This is a genomic window from Rhodopila globiformis, assembly GCF_002937115.1.
GTDB lineage: Bacteria > Pseudomonadota > Alphaproteobacteria > Acetobacterales > Acetobacteraceae > Rhodopila > Rhodopila globiformis.
Map to the genome: position 1 here is coordinate 1 of NZ_NHRY01000069.1, position 21,400 is coordinate 21,400.

The window sequence follows — 21,400 nt, forward strand, 5'->3', positions numbered from 1 at the left end:
GGCTGAGAGATCCTGGCCGGTGATCGCTACGGTCATCGCTGTCTCCCTGTCTTGGAGACGCCTGCGAATCACGGACCGCCGCGTCGCTCCAAGTCACAGACGAGTCAACGGTCGGGGCCGTTGGTATTACTCCGCCTGATCCCGGACGACTCGCCTCACGCCTGGAAGATCGTCCGCTCAAGAAACCAGTAGCTGCCCAGCATGACGATCACCGTCGAAAGCGCATAGACGGCAGCCGGCGGCCGGCCAACGTGCCCCCGGCCCTGGACGACCACGTCGGACAGCTTGTCGAACCCGACCAGCAGCGGCACCACCACCGAGACGATGGCGACCTGGCCGATCTCGACGCCGACGTTGAACGAAGCCAGCGCCGGGATCAGCGCCGTCTTCGGAATGCCGAATTCCTGCAGCGCGCTGGCGAAGCCGAACCCGTGCACCAGCCCGAAGCCCAGCGTGTCCCGCCAGCGCTTCTGGATGTCGTGCGAGAAGAAGTTCTCCGCCGCGACGAAAACGATCGACGCCGCGATCGCCGGCTCGATGATCGAACTCGGAATCCGCACGATGTCCAGCGCGGCGAGCGACAGCGTGATCGAATGGCCGATGGTGAAGGCGGTGACCAGCTTGACGACCGGCCACACGCGCCGCGCCCAAAGCACGATCGCGACCAGGAAGGCGATGTGATCGTAGCCAATCAGGATATGCTCCACGCCCGCCCCCAGGTACAGCTTGACCACCTGGAATGTCGTCGGCTGCGCCGCCTCGCTCAGCACCGATTCGGTCCGGCTTGCATCCAGCAGGTCCTGGAAGCTGCGTGTCCCATCCTTCACCAGCACCACCTGGCGCGCGTCAGGCGCGACATCAAAAAGCACCGTGGACCGATACCGGAGCGCACCGCTGTCCGGTCCGCAGGACCAGCGTGTCTGCACCTTCACCCCGTCCTCGTCCGGCGCCACCGTGCTGTCGCCGGCCTGGCAGCGCGCGCCATCCGCCGCCAGCACGGCGGAATGAGCGGCGATGTAGCCGGCGACCCTGGCCGCAGACGCGGCAAGCGCGTCCGGTCGCACCAGTCCGGTCTGGCTGTCATAGACGCTGGTTCCGGCCACCCGGTCGACATCGCTGCCCTTCATTGCGACGTCGACATCCACCGTGCGATCGGCATTGATGCTGATCCGTGCGGTCGAAAGATTGATCTGATGTGCCGCCGCGCCTCCCGGCCAGGCGGCCAGCACCGCAAGAACAACAAGAGCCAAGGCTGCCACGGCAGAATTCCAGCGCAGGATCATGATGCGTTTCCGGCAAGTTCGATCAGGCTGTTGAGAGGGGCCGCTTCCAGGTCGGGAAGGGGCACCACCGCGGCGCGACCCACCACACGGGCGTACGGGCGCCTCGCGCCAACGCGGCCACGCCGATCGCGAGGCGCGCGACCGGTTGCGATGAATCCTGGCTGTGGAGCAGCACGATGCGCAACCACACGGCCGCTCACGAGCGGGTGCCCGCAAGCTGTAACAGGTTCTCGATGTGCGCGGCAGTATCGCTCGGAACCATGACGACCGTGTCGGTTTCCCGCACGCGGGCATACCGTCCCAGGCCGTCAGGCGTCGGTTTTCCAAACTCGACGCGCGCCACCGAGCGAGACGAATCGCGCGTGTACAGCAGCAAGATTGACGGCGGATGCTCGAGGCCGAATTTAGCCAGCATATCGGGATCGGGATGTTGCGCCACGACCGCCTCGATCGAGGTCCGCTCCAACGCCGTGAACTCCGCCGCCAGCGGCGGCGCGAGCCGCGGATCCGCCTTGTGTGCCGGCATGCCGCCCGGCCCATGCGTGTGTTGTCCGACGTGGTGGAACCAGTCGCCCTCCGGATCCCGTTCGAAGCGGGTCAGCGTGCCGTTCTCGACGATCTCGACCGCCGCGATCGTCGCCATCGACATCGGCAGCAGCAGCGCACCCGGCCGCTGCGCCGCATTCCGGTCGGACACGCCGGCGGGCACCAGCCGCTGCGCCATGTCGATCGCAAGCTCCCACTCCACGCCGACATAGTGGGAAACCAGATAGATATTCGGCTGGCCGATGACGCGGACATACTGAGCGTTCTGCGCAGGCGTCGTCTCGCCGAACGCGGCACTGCTGGTTTTGCCGGTCTTCGCGACAACGCTGACGAGCAGGCGTGGAGGGTCGAGGCCGAATTCCGCTTCCTGCGCCGCAGTATAGTCGCCCGGCTTGAGAATGCGTGGTGGATTGGTGACGTTCAGCATGCGAAGCGCGGCATCGACATGCGCGGAAAGCGCTTTTTCGGTCTCCACGCCGTTGACCAGCCACCCTCCCTCCGGCCGGTGCTGGAAAACGACATCCTTCCCGCCGATGCTTGCCTGGATGCGCGCAACCTGATCGGCCGGCGCGGTCAGGATGCCTTGGTGTTCGGGCGCGGGAGAAATGACCTCACCGGTGGGCCAGCGGCCGGTCAGTGAAATCGCTCCGATCAGGGCGATCATGACGAACGCGCCCGCGATGCCGACGAACCTGACGGCCGAACCGTTCATCGGCGCCGCCGCCACATTGCGACGCCGAACCCGATCACCGAGAGCGGCAGCAGGATTTCGATCAGGAAGAACGTGAGTTGCATCTGGCGATGCGTGAGCCGGACCTCGGCCGTGCTGTACGTGGCGGGTTTCAGTTTGGGCGGCCCGGTCGTCGGCGAGCCAGCGGATCATCGAAACGGCCAGGTCGCCATTCGACGCGTAGGGAAAGAACGCGTTGGTGGCGAAACTCGCGCTGCCAACCAGGACGAGGCGGAACGGCTTCTGCTCGCCCCCGGGCCAGTTACCCTGGAGCGCAACGGCCAGGGCCTGTTGGCCGTGCCCTTCGGCCACCTTCGGCTCGGGCGGAGCGGCTGGCTGCGTCGATGCGAATGCGGTCGGCGCGGCGATCGGGCGCACATAGCTTTGCTGGCTGCTGCTGGCCAGCGCTGTCGCCTCAATCCCCGGAATCTTGCGCAGCAGCGCGATCGGGCGCGGGCCCGGGAAGACCGTCAGCGCGACCTCATCGGTGATCGGGTGGGGTGGATAATACGGAACCGCAACCTTATCCTCGTCGGTGCCGGAGTGGTTCACCGGATCGAGCACCATACCGCTCCCCACCTCCAGGCCGCCATCGCCGAGCAGGGACTGCAGGTCCGGGGCTACCGGAAATTCCGGGTCGTACATCAGCAGGAGCCGTCCGCCGCGGACGAGATAGTTCTTCAGGGTTCGCACCTCATCGGGCGAATAGGTGCTGCGCGGTCCGAGATCGGCGACCACCGCGCAATCGGCCGGGATATCCGAGACGGCAGGCAGGGCCACGGCGCGATCGGAGTAACCAATTGCCTCGATCGCCATTGTCAGTCGATTGATGCCGGTAGGCGGCGCCTCCAGGACGGCGACCGGACCCTCCAACGTTTCGGTGTGTGAGAGATGGGCGTGCTGGCCCGGTGCGCCATAGGGCTCACCGTGGCCGGTGACGAAGCAGACGACCGATGTTTGCTGCTTCAGCACGCGTTCTATGCCAAACGCCATATCACGAAGATCGGTGGAGTTGTCGACCTGGGTACGGCGCCCTTCCGCCTCGATGACGGCGGTATTGTAGATGCGCACGCCGTAGTTCCGGGCAGCGACCGGTTCGTTGTCGAGATCGAGTAAGCGCACCCGAAGATGCGGCGCGCGGCGGGCGAGGGAGGCAAGCGTATTCTTGGCCTGCAGCGCGTCCCCGTCCTGGCCGTTGTAGAAATAGGTCAGGGAGACGTCGCGATCGAGGCTGTCAGCGACCGTCTGCAGTTCCGGCGGCGGCGTGAAGCTGCCGGTTTCGGTAAGGTCGAAAAATACGTCGTGCCGGTAAAGCGCGATATTGGCGAGCAATGCGACACCAACGGCGGCGACAATGACGCCGGCGGTCGCCAGCGGCGCGGACCGGCCGCGCAGATGCAGCGGCAACCGCAGGGCCAACGAGAACAGCAGAAGCAGCGCCGCACACCAGGCAGCGAAAAAGAAAGTGTTGGCGACCCACTCCTCCCGGATGGCGAAGCCACCCACCAGGGCGAGGACGAGGGCCAGAACGAAAAGCGCGGCCTCAAACTGGGTTCGTCTCGATTGCATTGGCAAGGTATCCTGTTCAGCGCCGTGCCAGCGCACGGACGCTGATGAACAGGCCGAGCAGTGTAACGCTCAGGAAATAGCCCGCGTCCGAGAAGAACAGCGACCCCGTGGCGAACGGCCTGAAGTGCACAAGAAGCGACAGGTTGACAACAAACGCATTGAACGGATCCGGCAGCAGCCAACCGAGATGGTCGATGATCCACAGCAGCAGGAAAACGCTGAGCGACAGCAGTGCCGCGATGATCTGGTTGCTCACCATGCTCGAGGTCATCAGGCCGATCGCCACCAGAGCCGCGCCGAGCAGGAACAGGCCCACATAGCCGCTGTAGATCGGGCCCCAGTCGGGGGCGCCCAGGACCGCCAGCGTCAGCGCGTAGGTGTACGACAGCAGCAGCATGACCACGATGAGGCTCAGGCTTGCCAGGAATTTGGCGAGGATGACGGAAGCCTCGGTCAGCGGTGACGTCAGCAGTATTTCCAGTGTCCGCAGGCGCCGCTCCTCGGCGACCAGCCGCATCGTGATGATCGGCACCGTCAGCAGGAACAGCACGTAGATCTGAAGGAACAGGTGAACCAGCGTGGGCACGTGCGTCAGGAACAGCGTGAGCGTGAAGGTGTACCCCATGATCACCACGAAGGCCGCCATCACCACGTAGGCGATTGGCGATGTAAACAGCGCCATCTCCTCCTTTTTCAGGAGTGCCACGAATGCTTTCATGCGGCCCGTGTCTCCGTCGCGCGCTGCGTAAGGTCAAGGAATACGCGCTCGAGGTCGGGCTTTTCCTCGACCAGCTCGGCCAGCGCGAAGCCATTTCCAATAATGGATTGCGCCATATCCTCGGCAATCCGCGGCCGGGACACGGTTTCGACCAGATAGGCGGCGGTGTCCACGGAATCCGCCACCGATTCCGTTGGGGAGACGGTCTGAACGTCCGCTGCGACCACGCCTGTCACGTTGCGCAAACTGGCCAGCACGGCTTGCCTCGGCCCGACGATGCGCAGACGGAACCGGGGAGCCCGATTTGCCTCGTTCGTCGCATCCGCAGTGAGCAGATCCCCGTCCCGCAGGATCATGATCCGGCTCGCGATCTTCTCGATCTCGGTCAGCACGTGCGATGCAACCAGAACCGTGCGCTGTCCCGCCAGCGAGCGGATAAGCTGGCGGATTGCGATCACCTGGTACGCGTCGAGCGCGTTGGTTGGCTCGTCGAAAATGAGGATCGGCGGGTTGTTGAGCAGGGCCTGCGCGATCGCCACGCGCTGCCGATAGCCGCGCGACAGCTTTCCCACAGGCACCCCGGCGACGTGACCCAGGTCGAGCTGCGCGCAGGCCGAGGCAATTGCCGCATCAACGGCGCGCCCCGGAACGTTCTTGACCTCGGCCATAAATCGAAGGAACTCGCGGACCCGCATCCAGTCATACAGCGGCGCATCCTCGGGCACGTAGCCCACGTTGTTGCGGGCCGCATGGTCCGTGACGTCAACACCGCCGATGCGCACGGAGCCGGAGGATGAGCGGAGATAGCCGGTGAGAATCCGCAGGATGGTGCTTTTGCCGGAGCCGTTGGGTCCGAGCAGGCCGACGATTTCCCCCTCCTTGACGGTGAAGGACACGTCGCGCACAGCGGCGCGGGCGCCATAATGCTTCACCAGGCGCTCGACAACAATAACATCCGGCCGTGGCATGCGATCAGGGCATCTCAAAGGGGGCCGCGCGATGCAGACCGCGCGGCCCGTTTATGGGCTGACGACTTCTATTTTGCGAGCTTACTCGTAGTATTCCGGCGAATGCTTGCGTGTCTTGTATCCCTCGGCGTCATGCGCCATGAATATCTTGGCGCCCTCGGAGTCACGCATATACTTAATCCACTGATAACCTTGCATAATGCCCGCCGGATCGTAAGCGAGGCTGACGCTCGGCAGCAGATCCTTCTCAAAGTTCTCTGGCAGATACGAGGCGTCACTGGTCAGCACGAATGCGCCCGACTTGGGCATATGCACCACGGCCTGCTGGCTACCCGGGGTGTGCCCGACGCTGCGATGGATCAGGATACTGCCGTCGCCAAACAGATCGAGATCACCATTCAGCTCTATCACCTTTTGCCTGGCCGGCATGATCGCGCCGGCCTTGGAGCGCAGCGGGGTCAAATCGCCGGCCATGTAGGGTCCGGCAAATCCGGGCTTCGGCCAGAGCGCGTTGATGATCTCGTCGCGCTGATAGACGAGGGTCGCGCCCGGGAACTTGGCGACGTTGCCTGCATGGTCGAGATGCATGTGCCCGAGGATGACGTAATTGATGTCGGATACCTTGTACCCGGCCTTCTCCAGCTGCGCATCGATCGCGACATCCGGGCTCCTGCTGTGGTTCGCGGGATTCTCCAGCATGGCTGCGAGCGGCCCCCAGTAGGTGGGGTCGGTGATGACCTTGTCATTGTTCCCGCAGTCGAACAGGACATTCCCCTTCGGGTGATGGATCAGGAAGAAACTGACGGGGACATCGATCTTGCCTGGTGCCGCTCCCGCTTGCAGGGCCGACTTTTCGATATTCAGCCAGCCGGAGGAGAACACGTAAAGTTTCATGCCCTGCGGCGATTCGGCCTTGGCGCCGACGGCCAAGCCGGTCAGCGAAAATGCGGTCGCCGCGGCCAGCAGCAAGGTTTTCAATTTGAACTTCATTTTCATTGCCTTCCCCCATTCCTCCAGCGTTGTTCGCCAGTATTGTCCGCACGGAGCCAGAATTCAGACTGGAAAAACCCACCTGTCCTGCCACGCTTTACCCGGGCAGGAAGCCTCGGTGAGCCGACGCGGCATCATCACCCAGGAAGGCTCGCTCTGTCAACGTATGGACTGCCGTTCACCAAAAAGTCGGAAGAATGTTATGTCGTAAACGAAACATCAACGTCGTCGGGGAAGCCGTTCGATACCGGGTGTTCGTCAAATCCCGCTGCAGGCCCTGGCCGGGGCCCGATCCGTTGCGCCTCTGCCCGGCCGTCGCGGCATGCGCCTCGCCGCCAGTTCCAGGCAGCATTGCGCATCTCTGCCACTCCTGAAACAGGGCCTCGTCGAAGGTCCGGCGGTTGGCGATGCCGGTCAGCCCGTCGCACGATGCCAGCAGAGCGAGTCTTTCCTCGATCGACGGGCGCCGGAGGCATCCGGCTGGCCGGTTTGGTTTCGTATTTAACTTCGGGGGCGGGACGGAAGCTCGACGATACCGGACCCGATGGCGGAAAGCTCATTGTCCTGGTTGCGCGCCTCCTGCGTGACCTCGACGAGGTGCCGTCCCTCATCGACGAATTTGCGCGTCACGCTGCCGGTGATGAACAGCGTGTCGCCGGCCGGGTTGTGCCGCCGGATCTGGCATTTCGCCTGCCGCAGGAAGCCGTCGTCGCCCATCCAGTTGGTCAGGTGGTGCGTCAGCCAGGAGCAGCGCTCGGGGCCGTAGTCATAGGCGCCGGGCGCGCCGACCATGTGGGCGAATTCTTCCTCCCAGTGGACCCGCTCGGGACAATCGGGGATGCCGAAGCGGTTCGGGATCCCCAGTCCCGGATGGGCGTGGATCTGTTTCCAGGCCAGCTTGTTGGCGCGGATGTACAGCCCGCCCCAGCCTTGCGCATAGGCAATGAAGCCGGTCACCGTCATCGGCCCCTTCGCCATCACCGGCAGCGCCTCGCCGGGCTCGACGTCCTGCCAGAAGCGCGGCGTGGCGCCACGGATTTCCTCGTCCTGGTAATGGCGGTAGATGCGCGCCAGCTGTTCCTCGGTATAGGCGGCCGGCGGCTTCGTCCGCACCGCAGTATATTTCGTACCGTGTTCCCGCGCCTCGTCGCGGTCGGTGCGGAAGCACCAGCTATCGGCCTCCGCCACCGTGTCGCCGTGCTGGTTGAAGAATGTCACGTGGTAGATCTGCTGGATCGAGCGGCCGGCGAAGCGGGTCTGGTGCTCGACCAGATCCTTCAGCGACGCTTCCGTGCCGATGGTATCGTTGCGAAACACCGGCTTGTGCCAGGTCCAGTCGGCGCCGGCCCACATGGCGTGCACGCCCGGCAGCCCGCCGACATAACCCGAAACGATCCGGCTGGTCGCGAACAGGAAGCTGGGCAGCGCGACGATCCCGCCGAAGCGAGTCCCGGCGGCATAGGACGGATCGCACCACAGCGGGTTGTCGTCGCCGATGCCGTGCGCGTAATGACGGATGTTGTCGCGCGTCGCCTCATGACACCACGGTTCCACCGTGCTGCCGATCGGCGCGCCGATGCGCCTGCGCAGCGCGTCGAGCGCCGCGTCGGTGATCTTCGGGAAGTATCGCGTGGTATCGGATGGCATCGCGGACTTGTTCCTCTTAGACGGCTTCGCGGTCGCGCAGGATTTTCCGGTTCACTTTCCCCGCGGGGGTCTTCGGCAATTCGGTCACGAACGCAACCAGGCGCGGATATTCGTGCTGGCTGAGGCGGGTGCGCACAAAATCCTGCAACGCGGCGGCGAGCGCAGGGTCCGGCGTGCCGCCCGTGACGACGAAAGCCTTCACCACCTGGCCGCGCGTCGCGTCCGGCACGCCGATGACCGCAGCCTCGCGCACGGCGGGATGTTGCAGCAGCATATCCTCCACCTCGGCCGCGCCGATGGTCCAGCCGGCGGAGATGATGACGTCGTCGGCCCGTCCGGCATGCCAGAAATAGCCGTCGGCGTCGATGCGGCCGCGGTCCCTGGTCGGGAACCACGCGCCGCGGCGCCAGACCTTGATCTCGCCGATATCTCCCGGCGCGCACGGCGTGCCGTCCGGCGCCTGGACCTCGACGCGCATGCCCGGCACCGGCTTGCCGAGCGAGCCCGGCCGGACAACGAAATCCGCCGCGCCCGGATAGTTCACCAGCAGCACGCCGACTTCCGTGGTGCCGTACATACTGCAAAGCGTCGTGCCGAACTCGTTCTCCGCGAACGCCAGGCTGTCCGTGTCGATCGGCTCGCCGGTGAACGACATCTTCTCCATGCGGATGCGGTAGCGCGGCGCGGCGCCGCTGTTCCGCATCATGCGGAAGTGGGTCGCCGCGGCCGAAAGGTTGGTCGTTGCGGAGTCGCGCAAGGCGCGCAGCAGGCGCTCAGGGTCGAACTTGCCGGAGAACGTGCCCGTCCGCACGCCAAGCGCCAGCGGCGCCAGGGTGCCGTGCCACAGCCCGTGTCCCCAGGCGGGAGAAGACGGGCAGAAGAAGCGGTCGCCGGGGCGGATGCCGGTGCCGTACAGCGCTGCCACCATCAGCGTAACGATGGCCCGGTGCGTGTGCCGCACTGCCTCCGGCAGTTCGCGCGTGGTGCCCGAGGTGTACTGGTAGATCGCCATGTCGCCGCTGCCGGTCTTCGGTTCGAAGCCGGTCGGATACCGCTCGAGCGAACGGACGAAGGCGTCATCGGCAACGACGACCGGAACGCCGGGCGAGTCGCCGATTTCCCGCGCCTTTTCGGGATTGGTCACCAGCAGGCGAGGCGCGCAGTCGTTGATGCGCAGCCGCACGCCATCCGGGCCGAACAGCGTGAACAGCGGCACCGCGACCGCCCCGTGCTTCAGGGCGCCGAACAGCGCGGCGTAGAAGGGCAGCGACGGCTCCAGCATGATCGCCACGCGGTCGCCCCTGGCGATGCCGCGGTCGTTCAACCAATGCGCGAAACGCGATGACAGATCGGCGATGGCGCGGAACGTGATCGATTCATCGTGCCCGTCGGCGAATGCGACCCAGACGGCGGGGCGCGCCGGGTCATCGGCGTGGCGGTCGATGCACTCATGCGCGATGTTCAGCCGCGCGGCGTCGCCGTCGAACAGGTCCCACAGCCGCTCGGGCGCAAACAGGCGCTGGGCGTCTCGGTAGCTTGTATGGTCCGTCAGTCTTGTCATCGGTGCCGCTCCCCGCCGGCAGGGGTCATTAAACGCGGCTTCGGGGCGTCTGCCTACAGCGCGGTGGTGCGCACCGGATGGGACCGGGGCAGTTTCACCTGCGATTTTCAACACGGAGAAAGACGAAGAATACACGGAGGGCCACGAAGGTTTCCGGGGATGGCAACGCTGTTGCGACAGCGCGCCGGCCGTTGCCCCTCCGTCATGGCCGGGCGTGTCCCGGCCATCTGCGCTTCGACGGTGGGGGGTGGATGGCCGAGACACGCCCAGCCATGACGGTAGGGCAACGGACATCTCGCTCATTTTCCGCCATCGTGGCGCCGCCGGCTGGCTTCCTCCGTGTTGAGAATCAGCCGGCGCAGCCAGCACCGCCGGCGACCGTTGCGCACCCCAACCGCTTTCTGCCCGCGACAGCCGGCCATCAAGACCTCGTGCGATACGCGCAAATCCAGGCCGCACGGCTTGCGCGAGCGGACGCAGCGGGGATGCTCAGCCGCAGACGGTGAATGCTGGCCGGCCCCGGCCCGCCGGTGACAGTCACAGGCTGATCGTTCCGGCGCACGACCATCACCAGGGAAGGAAAACCGCATGGCAAAGCAGATCAACTGTGTCTTCGGCGTCGATATCGATGCGGTTGCCGGCTGGCTCGGCTCCTACGGCGGCGAGGACTCCCCCAACGACATCCAGCGCGGCGTCTTCGCCGGCGAGGTCGGCACGCCCCGCCTGCTGAAACTGTTCGACAAGTTCAGGATCAAGGCAAGCTGGTTCATCCCGGGCCACTCGATCGAAACCTTCCCGGAAGAAACCCGCATGATCGCCACCGCCGGCCACGAGATCGGCGCGCACGGCTACTCGCACGAGAACCCCGTGGCGATGACCCGCCGCCAGGAGGAGGACGTGCTGAAGAAATCCATCGAGCTGATCGAAAAATACTCGGGAAAGAAGCCCCGCGGCTACGTCGCCCCCTGGTGGGAAATGTCCAACGCCACCGCCGAGCTTCTGCTGCAGAACGGCTTCCGCTACGACCACAGCCAGTCGTACCACGACTTCCTGCCGTTCTACGCCCGCGTCGGCGATTCCTGGACCAAGATCGACTACTCGAAGAACGCCGCCGACTGGATGCACCCGCTGAAGCGCGGCAAGGAAGTGGACCTGGTCGAAATCGGCGCCAACTGGTACGTCGACGACCTGCCGCCGATGATGTTCATCAAGAAGGCGCCGAACAGCCACGGCTTCGTCAACCCGCGCCATCTCGAGGAAATGTGGCGCGACCAGTTCGACTGGGTGTACCGCGAGATGGACTACGGCGTGTTCCCGATCACCATCCACCCCGACGTCAGCGGCCGCCCGCAGGTGCTGATGATGCTGGAACGCTTCATCGGCCACATCAACGCGCACGAAGGCATAAAATGGATGACGATGGAACAAGTCGCCGAGGACTTCCGCGCCCGCCACCCGTTCAAAGGGCAATAGGGAGCCCGGCCCATGTGCGTGCTGTGCAGCCAGATGTTCACCGAGATCCACTGGTCGGAACGTCTGCTCGACCCCGAAACGGTCAGCCAGGGCGCGGGCGAAACGATCCGTCGGCAGAGCCGCCATGGCCGCACCAGGCTGCTCGGCAAGGTGCTGGCGCATTACAGCCTGGACGTCAGCGACGACTGGAGCGCGATGAATTACGTCGTCGGCAACCGCAAGGGCAAGCAACAGGTCGTCGGCAGCGTCGCGGAACTCTGGCAGGCGGCGGCGAAGATGGCAGGGCGGCCGCTCGATCCGCTCGATCCCGCGCTGCTGCAACGCCTGCGGACGGAGCCCGAGGCATGACGTCCGGCGGCCGCCGCGCGGTGACCGTGCTGTCCGGCTTCCTGGGCAGCGGCAAGACCACGCTGCTGCGCCGCTACCTGGCCGGGCACGGCGCCGGCGTTGCCGTCATCATCAACGAATTCGGCGCCATCGGGGTCGATCACCATCTCGTCCGCATGGTCGAGGAACAGTCCGTCCTGCTGCAAGGCGGCTGCGTCTGCTGCACCCGGCGGGAGGACCTGGTGCGCACCCTGCGCGACCTGCTCGACCAGGAGAACAGCGGGAAGCTCCCGCCGATTTCCCAGGTGGTGATCGAGACCAGCGGCATCGCCGATCCGGTGCCGGTGCTGTTCACGCTGGGGACTGATCCGGTGTTGCAACATCAATTCGCGCCCGCCGCGGTGGTGGTGACGCTCGATGCGCTCAACGCCGCGGCCCAGATCGAGCGGCAGCCGGAGGTGCGCAAACAGATCATCGCCGCCGACTGGGTGGTGGTGACCAAGACCGACCTCGCGCCGTTCGAGGCGGTGTCGCGTTGCCGGATGCGGGTGCGGCAGCTCAATCCGACGGCGCGGATCACGGTGTCCCGCCTCGGCGACGGCAGCGACGCGCTGGCGCCGACCCGGGGCGCGGTGCGCGGCCTGCCACCGGAAGCGCCGGCGGCCCCGCACAGCGAGGTGCAATCCACCGCGCTCGGCTTCAATGCCCCGCTCGACTGGCCGGCGTTCGGCGTCTGGCTCGGCATGCTGCTGCAGGCGCGCGGGCCGGACGTGCTGCGCATCAAGGGGCTGCTGGATATCGGCGACGCCGGGCCGGTGGTGATGAACGTCGCGCAGCACGTGGTGCATCCGCCCGAGCACCTGGCCGCCTGGCCGGCGGATGCGGACGGCTCCTACCTCGTTTTCATCACACGCGGGATCGATCCGGCGCGCATCGCCGATTCGCTGGAGACCTTCCAGCGCGCCGGCGGGCGAGCCGACCTGTCGGTGCGGGAGCTTGCCTGATGCCGGACACCCCCAGCGGCCGCCCGCGCATCACCGTGTTTTCGACCGGCGGCACTATTGCCTCGGTGCCGGGCGTCTCGGTGCCGGGCGGGGGGCAGACGGCGGCGCCGACGCTGACCGCGGCGGACCTGGTTGCCGCCGTGCCTCAACTGGCCGACGTGGCAGAGGTCACGGCGGTGGCGTTCCGCCAGGTCGCCTCCCCCGACCTCACCCTGGCCGACCTGATCGCGCTGGCGCAGGCGATTGAACAGGCCGTGGCGGGCGGCGCGAGCGGCGCGGTCGTCACCCAGGGCACCGACTCGCTGGAGGAAACCGCCTTCGCGCTGGATCTGCTGTGGCACGGCGAGGCGCCGGTGGTGCTGACCGGGGCGATGCGCAACCCGGCGCTGCCGGGGGCCGATGGCCCGGCCAACCTGCTCGGCGCGGCGCAGGTCGCGGCAAGTCCCGATGCGCGTGGCCTCGGCGCGCTGGTGGTGTTCAACGACGAGGTGCACCTGCCGCTGTTCGTGCGCAAGACGCATGCGACCAGCCCGGCGACCTTCCGCTCCCCGCTGGCCGGCCCGGTCGGCTGGATCGTCGAGGGCCGCCCGCGCATCGCGCTGCGTCCCGTGGCGCGCCACGCCATCCGGCTGTCCGAGCCGCGGGAAATTCCGCCGGTGGCGCTGCTGACGGCGACGCTCGGGGATGACGGGCGGCTGGTGCCGGCGGTCGCCGCGTCCGGCTGCCGCGGCTTGGTCATCGAGGCGATGGGCGGCGGCCACGTGCCGCGGGCGATGGTGCCGCACCTGGCGGCGCTGGCCGACCAGATGCCGGTGGTGCTGGCCTCCCGCACCGGCGCCGGCGAGGGGCTGCGCGGCACCTACGGCTTCCCCGGCTCGGAAACCGACCTGTTGGGCCGCGGGCTGATCCATGCCGGCGTGCTGGACGGGTTGAAGGCGCGGCTGCTGCTGACGCTGCTGCTCGCCGCCGAAGCGCCATCGCGTGTGATCACCGATTCTTTCGCCGCCATCGGCGTGCCCGGCAGCCGGCCGCCCTTCCGCTGGCCGGCGCCATGAGCGACAGCGTCCCGTCCGTTGTTGGCCCGTCCGCTGGCTCCGTGCTTGACCTGCGGGCCATCGGCAAGCGCTACGGCGCCACCGTGGCCTTGCAGGATGTCTCGCTGACGCTGCTGCCCGGCGAGATCTGCGGCCTGCTGGGCGAGAACGGCGCCGGCAAGTCCACCCTGGTGAAGGCGCTCAGCGGCGTCGTCACCCCGGACACCGGCGAGATGTATGTCGGCGGCGCGCCCTACCGCCCGCGCAACGTCCTCGACGCCCGCGCCTTCGGCGTCGCCACCGCGTTCCAGGAACTCAGCCTGGTGCCGACGCTGTCCGTCGCGGTGAACCTGTTCCTGCCGCAGCCCGGGATCAACCGCCTGCACATGATCGCGCGGCGGCGGGTCGAACAGGAGGCGAAGGCGATCCTGGGGGCGCACGGCATCCGCGACATCCCGCCGGCGACGCTGGTGGGCGACCTGTCGCTGGGCATGCGGCAGCGGGTCGAGATCGTGCGCGCGCTGTGGCGGCAGCCGCGCATCCTGCTGCTGGACGAGCCGACGGCGGCGCTGGCCGATCGCGACTGGCTGTTCGCCCAGGTGGCGGCGGCCGTCGGCTGGGGCGCCTCGGTGCTGTATATCAGCCATAAGCTGGACGAGGTGCGCCGCCTGTGCGGCCGCTGCGTCATCCTGCGCAACGGCCGCAAGGTGCGCGACGCCGCGGTCGCCGCCATGAGCGACGACGACATCTTCAGCAGCATGGCCGGGCGCTCGGTGGTGGAGACCTTCGTCGCCGTGCCGCCGGCGATCCGTCCCGGGCCGCCGATGCTGCGCGCCACCGGGCTGCGCGGCCCCGGCGTCGACGACGTCAGCTTTTCCCTGGCGCCGGGCGAGATCCTGGGCGTCGCCGGGCTGGAGGGTCAGGGACAGGCCCGCCTGTTCCAGTCGCTGATCGGCCTGCACCCGCTGCAATCGGGCCGCATCGAAATGCGCGGCAAGCCGGCGGCGCTGCGCTCGCCGCGCGCCGCGCGGCGGCACGGCGTCGTGCTGGTGCCGGAGGAGCGCAAGACCGAGGGCATCTTTAAGGACCTTACCACCGTCGCGAACATCTCCCTGCCGGTGATCGCGCGGGCCGCCCGGCTGCGCCTGATCAGCCGCCGCGCCGAGCGCCGGCTGGTCGAGCCGATCACCGAGGCGGTGGACCTCTCGCCGCGCACCCTGAAGCTGCCCATCGCCGCGCTGTCGGGCGGCAACCAGCAGAAAGCGGTGCTGGCCCGGGCCCTGGCCAGCGGGGCGCGCTGCCTGCTGCTGTTCGACCCGACCCGCGGCGTTGACGTCGGCGCCAAGCAGAGCATCTACCGAATGATCCAGGGCTTCGCCGCCGCCGGCGGGGCGGTGCTGTTCTACTCCACCGAGCTGGATGAGCTGGTGCACCTGTGCGACCGCTGCCTGGTGATCTACCGCAACCGCATCGCCGGCGAGGTGCCGCGCGAGGCGTTGTCGCAGGAGCATATCCTGGCGCTCGCCTCCGGCGCCGGGCCGTCCGGGCAGGGTGCGGCCATGGAACTGGCGGGCTAGATGGCGGCGCCGTCCGGCCGGTGGCGACGGGCATTGGGCGGCGGGCCGACGGCCGTGGCGGTGCTGCTGTTCGCGGCGATGTACGCCGTCTATGCCGCGCGCACCGAGACGGCGACGACGGTGTTCGGCATCACCAACTTGCTGAACGACGGCATCGTGCTGGCGATCGCCTCGGCCGGGCTGACGCTGGTGGTGCTGGCCGGCGAGTTCGACCTGTCGGGCGTGGCGGTCATCGCCGTGTGCAACTGCGTGGTCGCGACGATCAGCACGTTCGGCGATTTCGGCTGGCTGGTGGCGCTGCTGGCGGTGCTGGCCATCGGCGGCGCCGCCGGGTTGCTGAACGGCCTGCTGGTCGCCGGGCTGGGGCTGCAATCGCTGGCCGCCACCATCGGCACGATGATCGCGGCCGAGGGCGTCGCGCTGCTGATCCTGTCCGCGCCGGGCGGCACGGTGGCGGATGTGATCGCCGACAGCCTGACCGGCGACATCCGGTCGGTGGTGCCCGTCGCCGCGGTGATCCTGGCCGGGCTGTGCCTCGCCTGGATGGTGCTGAAGCGGACGCGGTTCGGCATCGCGCTGTACGCTGCCGGCACGGATGCGGCGGCGGCCCGGTTGTCCGGCATCGACGTGCCGCGCACGAAGCTGAAGGCGTTCGTCCTTGCCGGGCTGTGCTACGGCGCGGCCGGCTACATGCTCAGCGCGCAGACCGGCACCGGCGACCCGCGGGCGAGCGATGCGCTGCTGCTGTTCATGTATGCGTCAGTGGCCATCGGCGGCACGTCGCTGATGGGCGGGCGCGGCGGCGCGTTCGGCAGCATCGCCGGCGCCGGCATCCTGACGGTGATGCAGAAGATGCTGTTCGCGCTGGGCGTGGCGGAATTCTACACCAACGTGTTCAACGGAGTGATCATGATCGTCGCGCTGGTCATCGGCAACGCCTCGGCGGCGGTGGCGCAGCGGATGCGGCGGCGGGCGGCATGAGCGACTCCGCTGTGCCGATGGAGGCGGAAGGCGGGCGGCGGCGGATGCCGCCGGAGATCCTGCCGGCGCTGGGCGTGCTGGCCTGCACCGGCCTGCTGATCGGCCTGATCAAGCTGGTCAGCCCGGGGACGGTGCTGCTGGCGCAGGTCTCGGCGATTCTGGTGTCGGCGATCTTCCTGGCGGTGGCGTCGTTCGGCCAGGGGCTGGCGATCCTGCTGGGCGGCATCGACCTGTCCATCGGCGTGGTGATGGGGCTGGGCGGGATGATGATCTCCGGCCTGACCAACGGCAGCAACGACGCCTTGATCTGGGCGATGCCCGCGACGCTGGCGTGCTGCGCCGGCATCGGCCTGGTCAACGGCCTCGGCATCGCGCTGATCGGCATTCCGCCGTTCATCATGACGCTGGCCTCGGCCACCAGCTTCTTCGGCGTCGGGCTGGGCCTGACCGCGGGCGCGGCGCAGGCGCCGGTGGCGCCGGGGCTGGAGACGCTGATGAGCGCGCGCGGCCTGGGCGTGCCGTGGCCGATCTGGCTGCTGCTGGGCTTCGCGGTGATCGCGATTGCGTTCCAGAACGGCAGCGTTACCGGCCGCCGGCTGTATGCGCTGGGCAGCAGTCCCGGCGCGGCGCGGGTGGCGGGCCTTCCCATCGGCGGGCTGACGGTCGCGGCCTACGGGCTCAGCGGGCTGTGCGCCGGGCTCGCCGGGGTGCTGCTGGCGGGATACTCGTCGGCGGCGACGCTGACCATGGGCGATCCGTTCCTGCTGCCGACGATCGCCGCGGTGGTCATCGGCGGGGCGCGGGTGACCGGCGGGCGCGGCATCTACCTGGGCACGCTGGCCGGCGCGCTGTTCCTGAGCACGCTGGAGACGCTGATCACCGTGCTGAGCCTGTCGCAGGGGCTGCGCGACCTGATCCAGGGAGTGATCATCATCACCGCGCTGATTGCACAGAACCGCCCGGGGGCGAACCCGGGCTGACCACAGGGGAAGACAAAATGAAATTTCCGGTGAAACCGTTGGCGGCGCTGATGGCGGCGTTGGGCGGCCTGCTGGCGGTGTCCGCCGGCGCGCAGGCGCAGGACAAGCACTACAAGGTGTTCCTCGACATGAGCTACAGCGGGAACATCTGGCAGGCGGCGGCGGCGAACGGCGTCAAGGCGCTGGCCGCGACGCCGCCGTACGACAAGCAGGTGACGTTCAAGACGGTGATCTCCGGCACCGACGTGCAGCGGCAGATCTCCGACCTGCAGAGCATGGTCGCCGACGGCGCCGATGCGATCCTGATCTATCCGCTGTCGCCGACGGCGCTGAACCGGGTGATCCGGCAGGCCTGCCGGCGGCACGTGACGGTGTTCACCTACGACAGCACCGTCACCGAGCCCTGCGCCTACAACGTCAGCAGCATCACCGCGCGCTACGGCGCCAATTCGGCGCAGTGGATGGTGAACGCGATGGGCGGCAAGGGCACCGTGGTGATCAACCACGGCGTCGCCGGCACGTCGGTGACGAAGACCTATGACGCGCAGGCGCTGGGGGTGTTCGGGCGGTATCCGGGGATCAGAATCGTCGGCGAATTCTACGGCAACTGGAACGATGCGACCTCGCAGCAGGCCGTGGCGAACCTGCTGGCCGTGCATCCGGACCTGGATGCGATCTGGACGGTGGACGGCACCTACGGCTCGCTGCAGGCGGTGATGAAGGCGCGGCCGGACCGGCTGGTGACGATCGCCGGGCAGTCGAACAACGGCTACCGGCTGCTGATGGCGGACAAGGCGATGCAGCAGAAGGGGCTGAAGGGGCTGTCCTCCAGTTCCGGCCCGGCGGTCGGGCCGTATGCGTTCAAGGTGATGATGGAGGTGCTGACCGGCAAGCTGAAGCTGGACCGCCACAACGTCGAGTATCCGCTGCCGTGGGTGCCGTACCAGGACGTGAAGATGTGCCCGGGCGACCGGTTCGAGAGCGGCTGCAACGTGTTCCCGAACGGCAAGGTGCCGCCGCTGTTCATCGACACCGCGCTGGACGGGACCCTGCTGCCGGAGCTCAGCCTGGCCTCGATCCAGGATGGCACGGCGACGCCGGGGGCGCGGATGCAGGCGCTGCCGCCGGTGAAGTACGCGGACAACCTGCCGGACATCAACTGCAGCGACTGCAAGGCGCCGGCGGACGCGATGGAGCCGAACCTGGTGAAGCCGATACCGGTGCCGAAATAGGCAGGTGGTCGCGGCGGATGGCGGCGCCGCACGTCGGCTTCGATGTGAGCCGGGTCCGGCGAGCAGGCAATACTTCTGACAGCAGCCTCCAACAACGCAGGAAACGTCCATGTTGATGAGCACCGACCGCATCCTGGTCAGTCATGTCGGCAGTCTGCCGCGTCCGGAGCCATTGTCCGACATGCTGGTCCGCCAGGAAGCCGGCGAGACGGTCGATCCCGTCGCGCTGGCCCGCCAGGTGGAGACGGCAACCGCGTATGTGATCGACAAGCAGGTCGAGGCCGGCATCGACGTGGGCAACGATGGCGAACAGTCGCGCGTCGGGTTCCAGACCTACGTTCCGCGCTGCCTGTGCGGCTTCGGTGGCGAGTCGCAACGTCCGCCGGCCCGGGACCAGGTCGAGTTTCCGGGCTATGCCCGGCAGGCGGCCATGCGCTTTCCGCACTCGGCGCGCGTGACGAACGCGCCGGCGGCGCTGTCCGAGGTGCGGTATGTCGACAGCGCGCCGATCAGGGAAGACGCTGCGCGGCTCAGGCGCATGGGGGGGCGTTTCCGGGAATGTTTCATGACGGCGCCGTCACCCGGCATCGTCGCCACGACGATGCTCAACCGGCATTACGACAGCCACGAGGCCTATCTGACGGCGCTGGCGAAAGCGCTGTCGCACGAGTACCGGGCGATCCATGACGCGGGCCTGATCCTGCAGATCGACAGCCCGGATCTCGCGATGGAACGGCAACGGTTTTTCGGTCATCTGACCGAGGCCGAATTCCTCGGGCAGTTGGAACTGCATGTCGCCGCCATCAACCTGGGCATCGAGGGCATTCCCCGGGACCGCATCCGGCTGCACGTCTGCTGGGGCAACAACGACGGCCCCCACATCCACGACGTTGCGTTGGCGGCTATTCTTCCGGAATTGTATCGAGCGAATGTCGGCGCGCTCTCGATCGAGTTCGCCAATCCCAGGCACCAGCATGAGTACCGCGCGCTAGGGAACAATCCGCTGCCGGCGCATATGCTGCTGATGCCCGGCGTTCTTGATACCACCACGAATATTGTCGAACACCCGGAGGTGGTCGCCCGGCGGATCGAGGAAGCGGTGGCCGCGGTTGGCGACCGCGAACGGGTGATCGCCGGAACGGATTGCGGGTTCGGTACGTTCGCGGGCCGCGAATATGTGGCGGAGGAGATCGTCTGGGTGAAGCTCGCCGCGGCCGCCGAGGGAGCGCGCATCGCGTCGCGGCGGCTGTGGGGCCGGGCCGGCGGGTGATGCCGCCTGGCCCGCGGATCGCGTGGTTGCAGCGGCGATGCGGACGCGCTGGCTTTGATAAGCAACGCACGGTGGCCAATGCGGCCGTGGTCGCTTCTCTGCGTGCTCTGCGCGCCGCTTTGCGATCTCTGCGTTGAATCGCGGTGGCCGGGGCGCCAACGGCGTTTCGGGTTGGGTGGGTCACTGGCAACGCCGCTCTTTGTTGCGGCACAGCATTTTTCGACGCAGAGATCGCCGAGCGGAGCGCAGAGTGCGCAGAGAAGGTTTTGTTGCGGCGTGCGGTCGCGGTGTCTCGACGATATTCGAATCGATGCCGTGCCGCAGTTTGGCCTGGCAGCGCAGCGCTGGATTTTTGTTATGGTAAATTAATAATATGCCAGAGGCCTGCTCCGGGGCCGCTTTCGGCATGCGCTTCACGCGATGCGGAACACGGCTTTCCCGGGAAGCCTGCGAGCCTCCAGCTCGGCGGCGGTCGCGTTGATCTGGTCCCAGTCGCGAACGCTGACCTGTGGGCGAAGGGCACCTTCGGCGACCAGCCCGGCGAGAAGGGCAAGATCGGGCGCGAACGCTTCCTCGGGACCGGAGGTGAAGGAAAAGAACGACTGGATGCGGGCGTTCTGCGCCTCGCGGAAGGTTGCGAAGGAAAACTCCGTGGGTTCGCGGCTGGAGTTGCCGAAGACGACGACGGTGCCGCCGCTCGCCACACGTTCGAGCGCGGCGGCCAGCGAGGCGCCGCCGGCCGACTCCAGGATCAGGTGGTAGCGGCCCTGGGCGTCGCCGACCCGGGCGACGGTTTCGCGCGCGCCAAGGCGTCGCATCGTGTCAGCCGAGCCGGCGCGGGCGACGGCAGTGACGCGCGCCCCGGCACAGACGGCAAGCTGGACAGCCAGCGTGCCAACGCCACCGCTGGCGCCGGTGATCAGCACGCGGCGCCCGAGGAGAGGATCGCCGAAACGAAGAGTCCGCAAGGCCGTGATGCCGGCGACCGGGAGAGCGGCGGCGTCCTCGAAGCTGACCGCGTCGGGCAGGCAAGCGATGCGGCTCAGGGGAACCGCGGCGCGTTCGGCCCACCCGGCCCGATCGGCGATCGCGACGACCCGGGCGCCAACCGGCAGGCTGGCGGGATCCGGCGAACGCAGCACGGTGCCGGCGATGTCCTGTCCGGGGCGCCAGCCTTCGTGCAGGTTCCTGAACAGCGTGAGTTCCCCTCGGTTGAGGGAGAAGGCGCGGACCTCGACCAGGGCTTCGTCGGCCCGGGGCTCGGGTTCCGGAAGGTCACGGAATTCGACCGGCGTCGGCCCGTTCGGGGTGTTGACCAGTGCGCGCATGGCAGATGCCTCCCGCGTTGAAGGCTAGGCCGCCGGCATCGCCGTGTCACGTCATGCCAACCGTCGTCGAGACTGGCCGTTGTCCGACCGTCATGGTCCGGACAAGCCGCATAGGCGCTGACATAAGGAACCAGGGCCGATCCGTTGCCCCATCGTCATGGCCCGGCTCGTCCGGGCCACCT

General features: G+C 67.5%; 17 protein-coding genes. 9 read left to right on the top strand and 8 right to left on the bottom strand.

The genetic code is table 11. From position 1 onward, the window contains the following. Positions 1-155: 155 nt before the first annotated feature. The 7 genes from CCS01_RS06860 to CCS01_RS06895 all read right to left on the bottom strand — a co-directional run bounded on the left by CCS01_RS06860 (position 156) and on the right by CCS01_RS06895 (position 10,012). Positions 156-1,283, bottom strand: coding sequence for a HupE/UreJ family protein (locus CCS01_RS06860; RefSeq protein ID WP_104518088.1), 1,128 nt, complete (start codon positions 1,281-1,283; stop codon positions 156-158). Between the two features lie 196 nt (positions 1,284-1,479). After that, a complete protein-coding gene (locus tag CCS01_RS06865; protein ID WP_104518089.1) occupies positions 1,480-4,128 on the bottom strand; it encodes a Gldg family protein in 2,649 nt (882 codons plus the stop codon). A 16-nt stretch (positions 4,129-4,144) separates the two neighbouring features. Continuing rightward, positions 4,145-4,834, bottom strand: coding sequence for an ABC transporter permease (locus tag CCS01_RS06870; protein ID WP_158258266.1), 690 nt, complete (start codon positions 4,832-4,834; stop codon positions 4,145-4,147). 8 nt (positions 4,835-4,842) lie between these two features. After that, a complete protein-coding gene (locus CCS01_RS06875) occupies positions 4,843-5,814 on the bottom strand; it encodes an ABC transporter ATP-binding protein (RefSeq protein ID WP_104518091.1) in 972 nt (323 codons plus the stop codon). An 81-nt stretch (positions 5,815-5,895) separates the two neighbouring features. After that, a complete protein-coding gene (locus tag CCS01_RS06880; RefSeq protein WP_104518092.1) occupies positions 5,896-6,810 on the bottom strand; it encodes an N-acyl homoserine lactonase family protein in 915 nt (304 codons plus the stop codon). Positions 6,811-7,305: 495 nt separating this feature from the next. After that, positions 7,306-8,451, bottom strand: coding sequence for an FAS1-like dehydratase domain-containing protein (locus CCS01_RS06890; RefSeq protein WP_104518093.1), 1,146 nt, complete (start codon positions 8,449-8,451; stop codon positions 7,306-7,308). A gap of 16 nt (positions 8,452-8,467) precedes the next feature. Beyond that, positions 8,468-10,012 (bottom strand): acyl-CoA synthetase, encoded by a 1,545-nt coding sequence (locus CCS01_RS06895; protein ID WP_104518094.1) that lies wholly within the window; start codon positions 10,010-10,012, stop codon positions 8,468-8,470. Between the two features lie 588 nt (positions 10,013-10,600). Between CCS01_RS06895 and CCS01_RS06900 the strand changes: the two genes are divergently transcribed. The 9 genes from CCS01_RS06900 to CCS01_RS06940 all read left to right on the top strand — a co-directional run bounded on the left by CCS01_RS06900 (position 10,601) and on the right by CCS01_RS06940 (position 19,890). Then, a complete protein-coding gene (locus CCS01_RS06900) occupies positions 10,601-11,485 on the top strand; it encodes a polysaccharide deacetylase family protein (RefSeq protein ID WP_104518095.1) in 885 nt (294 codons plus the stop codon). A gap of 12 nt (positions 11,486-11,497) precedes the next feature. Continuing rightward, complete coding sequence (locus tag CCS01_RS06905) at positions 11,498-11,833, top strand: hypothetical protein (protein ID WP_104518096.1); 336 nt, start codon at positions 11,498-11,500, stop codon at positions 11,831-11,833. After that, positions 11,830-12,816 carry a CobW family GTP-binding protein gene (locus CCS01_RS06910; protein WP_104518097.1) on the top strand — a complete coding sequence of 329 codons (987 nt, stop codon included), beginning with the start codon at positions 11,830-11,832 and terminating at the stop codon, positions 12,814-12,816. Before CCS01_RS06905 ends, CCS01_RS06910 begins: the two co-directional genes overlap by 4 nt. Next, positions 12,816-13,871, top strand: a complete 1,056-nt coding sequence (locus CCS01_RS06915; RefSeq protein WP_104518098.1) for an asparaginase — start codon at positions 12,816-12,818, stop codon at positions 13,869-13,871. The genes CCS01_RS06910 and CCS01_RS06915 overlap by 1 nt, the downstream gene beginning before the upstream one ends. Beyond that, a complete protein-coding gene (locus tag CCS01_RS06920) occupies positions 13,868-15,427 on the top strand; it encodes a sugar ABC transporter ATP-binding protein (protein WP_104518099.1) in 1,560 nt (519 codons plus the stop codon). The genes CCS01_RS06915 and CCS01_RS06920 overlap by 4 nt, the downstream gene beginning before the upstream one ends. After that, on the top strand, positions 15,428-16,408 hold the full coding sequence (locus CCS01_RS06925) for an ABC transporter permease (RefSeq protein WP_104518100.1): 981 nt from the start codon (positions 15,428-15,430) through the stop codon (positions 16,406-16,408). Beyond that, positions 16,405-17,388 carry an ABC transporter permease gene (locus CCS01_RS06930; RefSeq protein WP_104518101.1) on the top strand — a complete coding sequence of 328 codons (984 nt, stop codon included), beginning with the start codon at positions 16,405-16,407 and terminating at the stop codon, positions 17,386-17,388. The genes CCS01_RS06925 and CCS01_RS06930 overlap by 4 nt, the downstream gene beginning before the upstream one ends. Before the next feature lie 17 nt (positions 17,389-17,405). Then, a complete protein-coding gene (locus CCS01_RS06935; protein ID WP_104518102.1) occupies positions 17,406-18,620 on the top strand; it encodes a sugar ABC transporter substrate-binding protein in 1,215 nt (404 codons plus the stop codon). 109 nt (positions 18,621-18,729) lie between these two features. After that, positions 18,730-19,890 (top strand): cobalamin-independent methionine synthase II family protein, encoded by a 1,161-nt coding sequence (locus CCS01_RS06940; protein WP_104518103.1) that lies wholly within the window; start codon positions 18,730-18,732, stop codon positions 19,888-19,890. 413 nt (positions 19,891-20,303) lie between these two features. On the opposite strand, the gene CCS01_RS06945 is transcribed toward CCS01_RS06940, so the two are convergent. After that, positions 20,304-21,218 carry a zinc-binding dehydrogenase gene (locus CCS01_RS06945; RefSeq protein ID WP_104518104.1) on the bottom strand — a complete coding sequence of 305 codons (915 nt, stop codon included), beginning with the start codon at positions 21,216-21,218 and terminating at the stop codon, positions 20,304-20,306. Positions 21,219-21,400 lie beyond the last annotated feature (182 nt).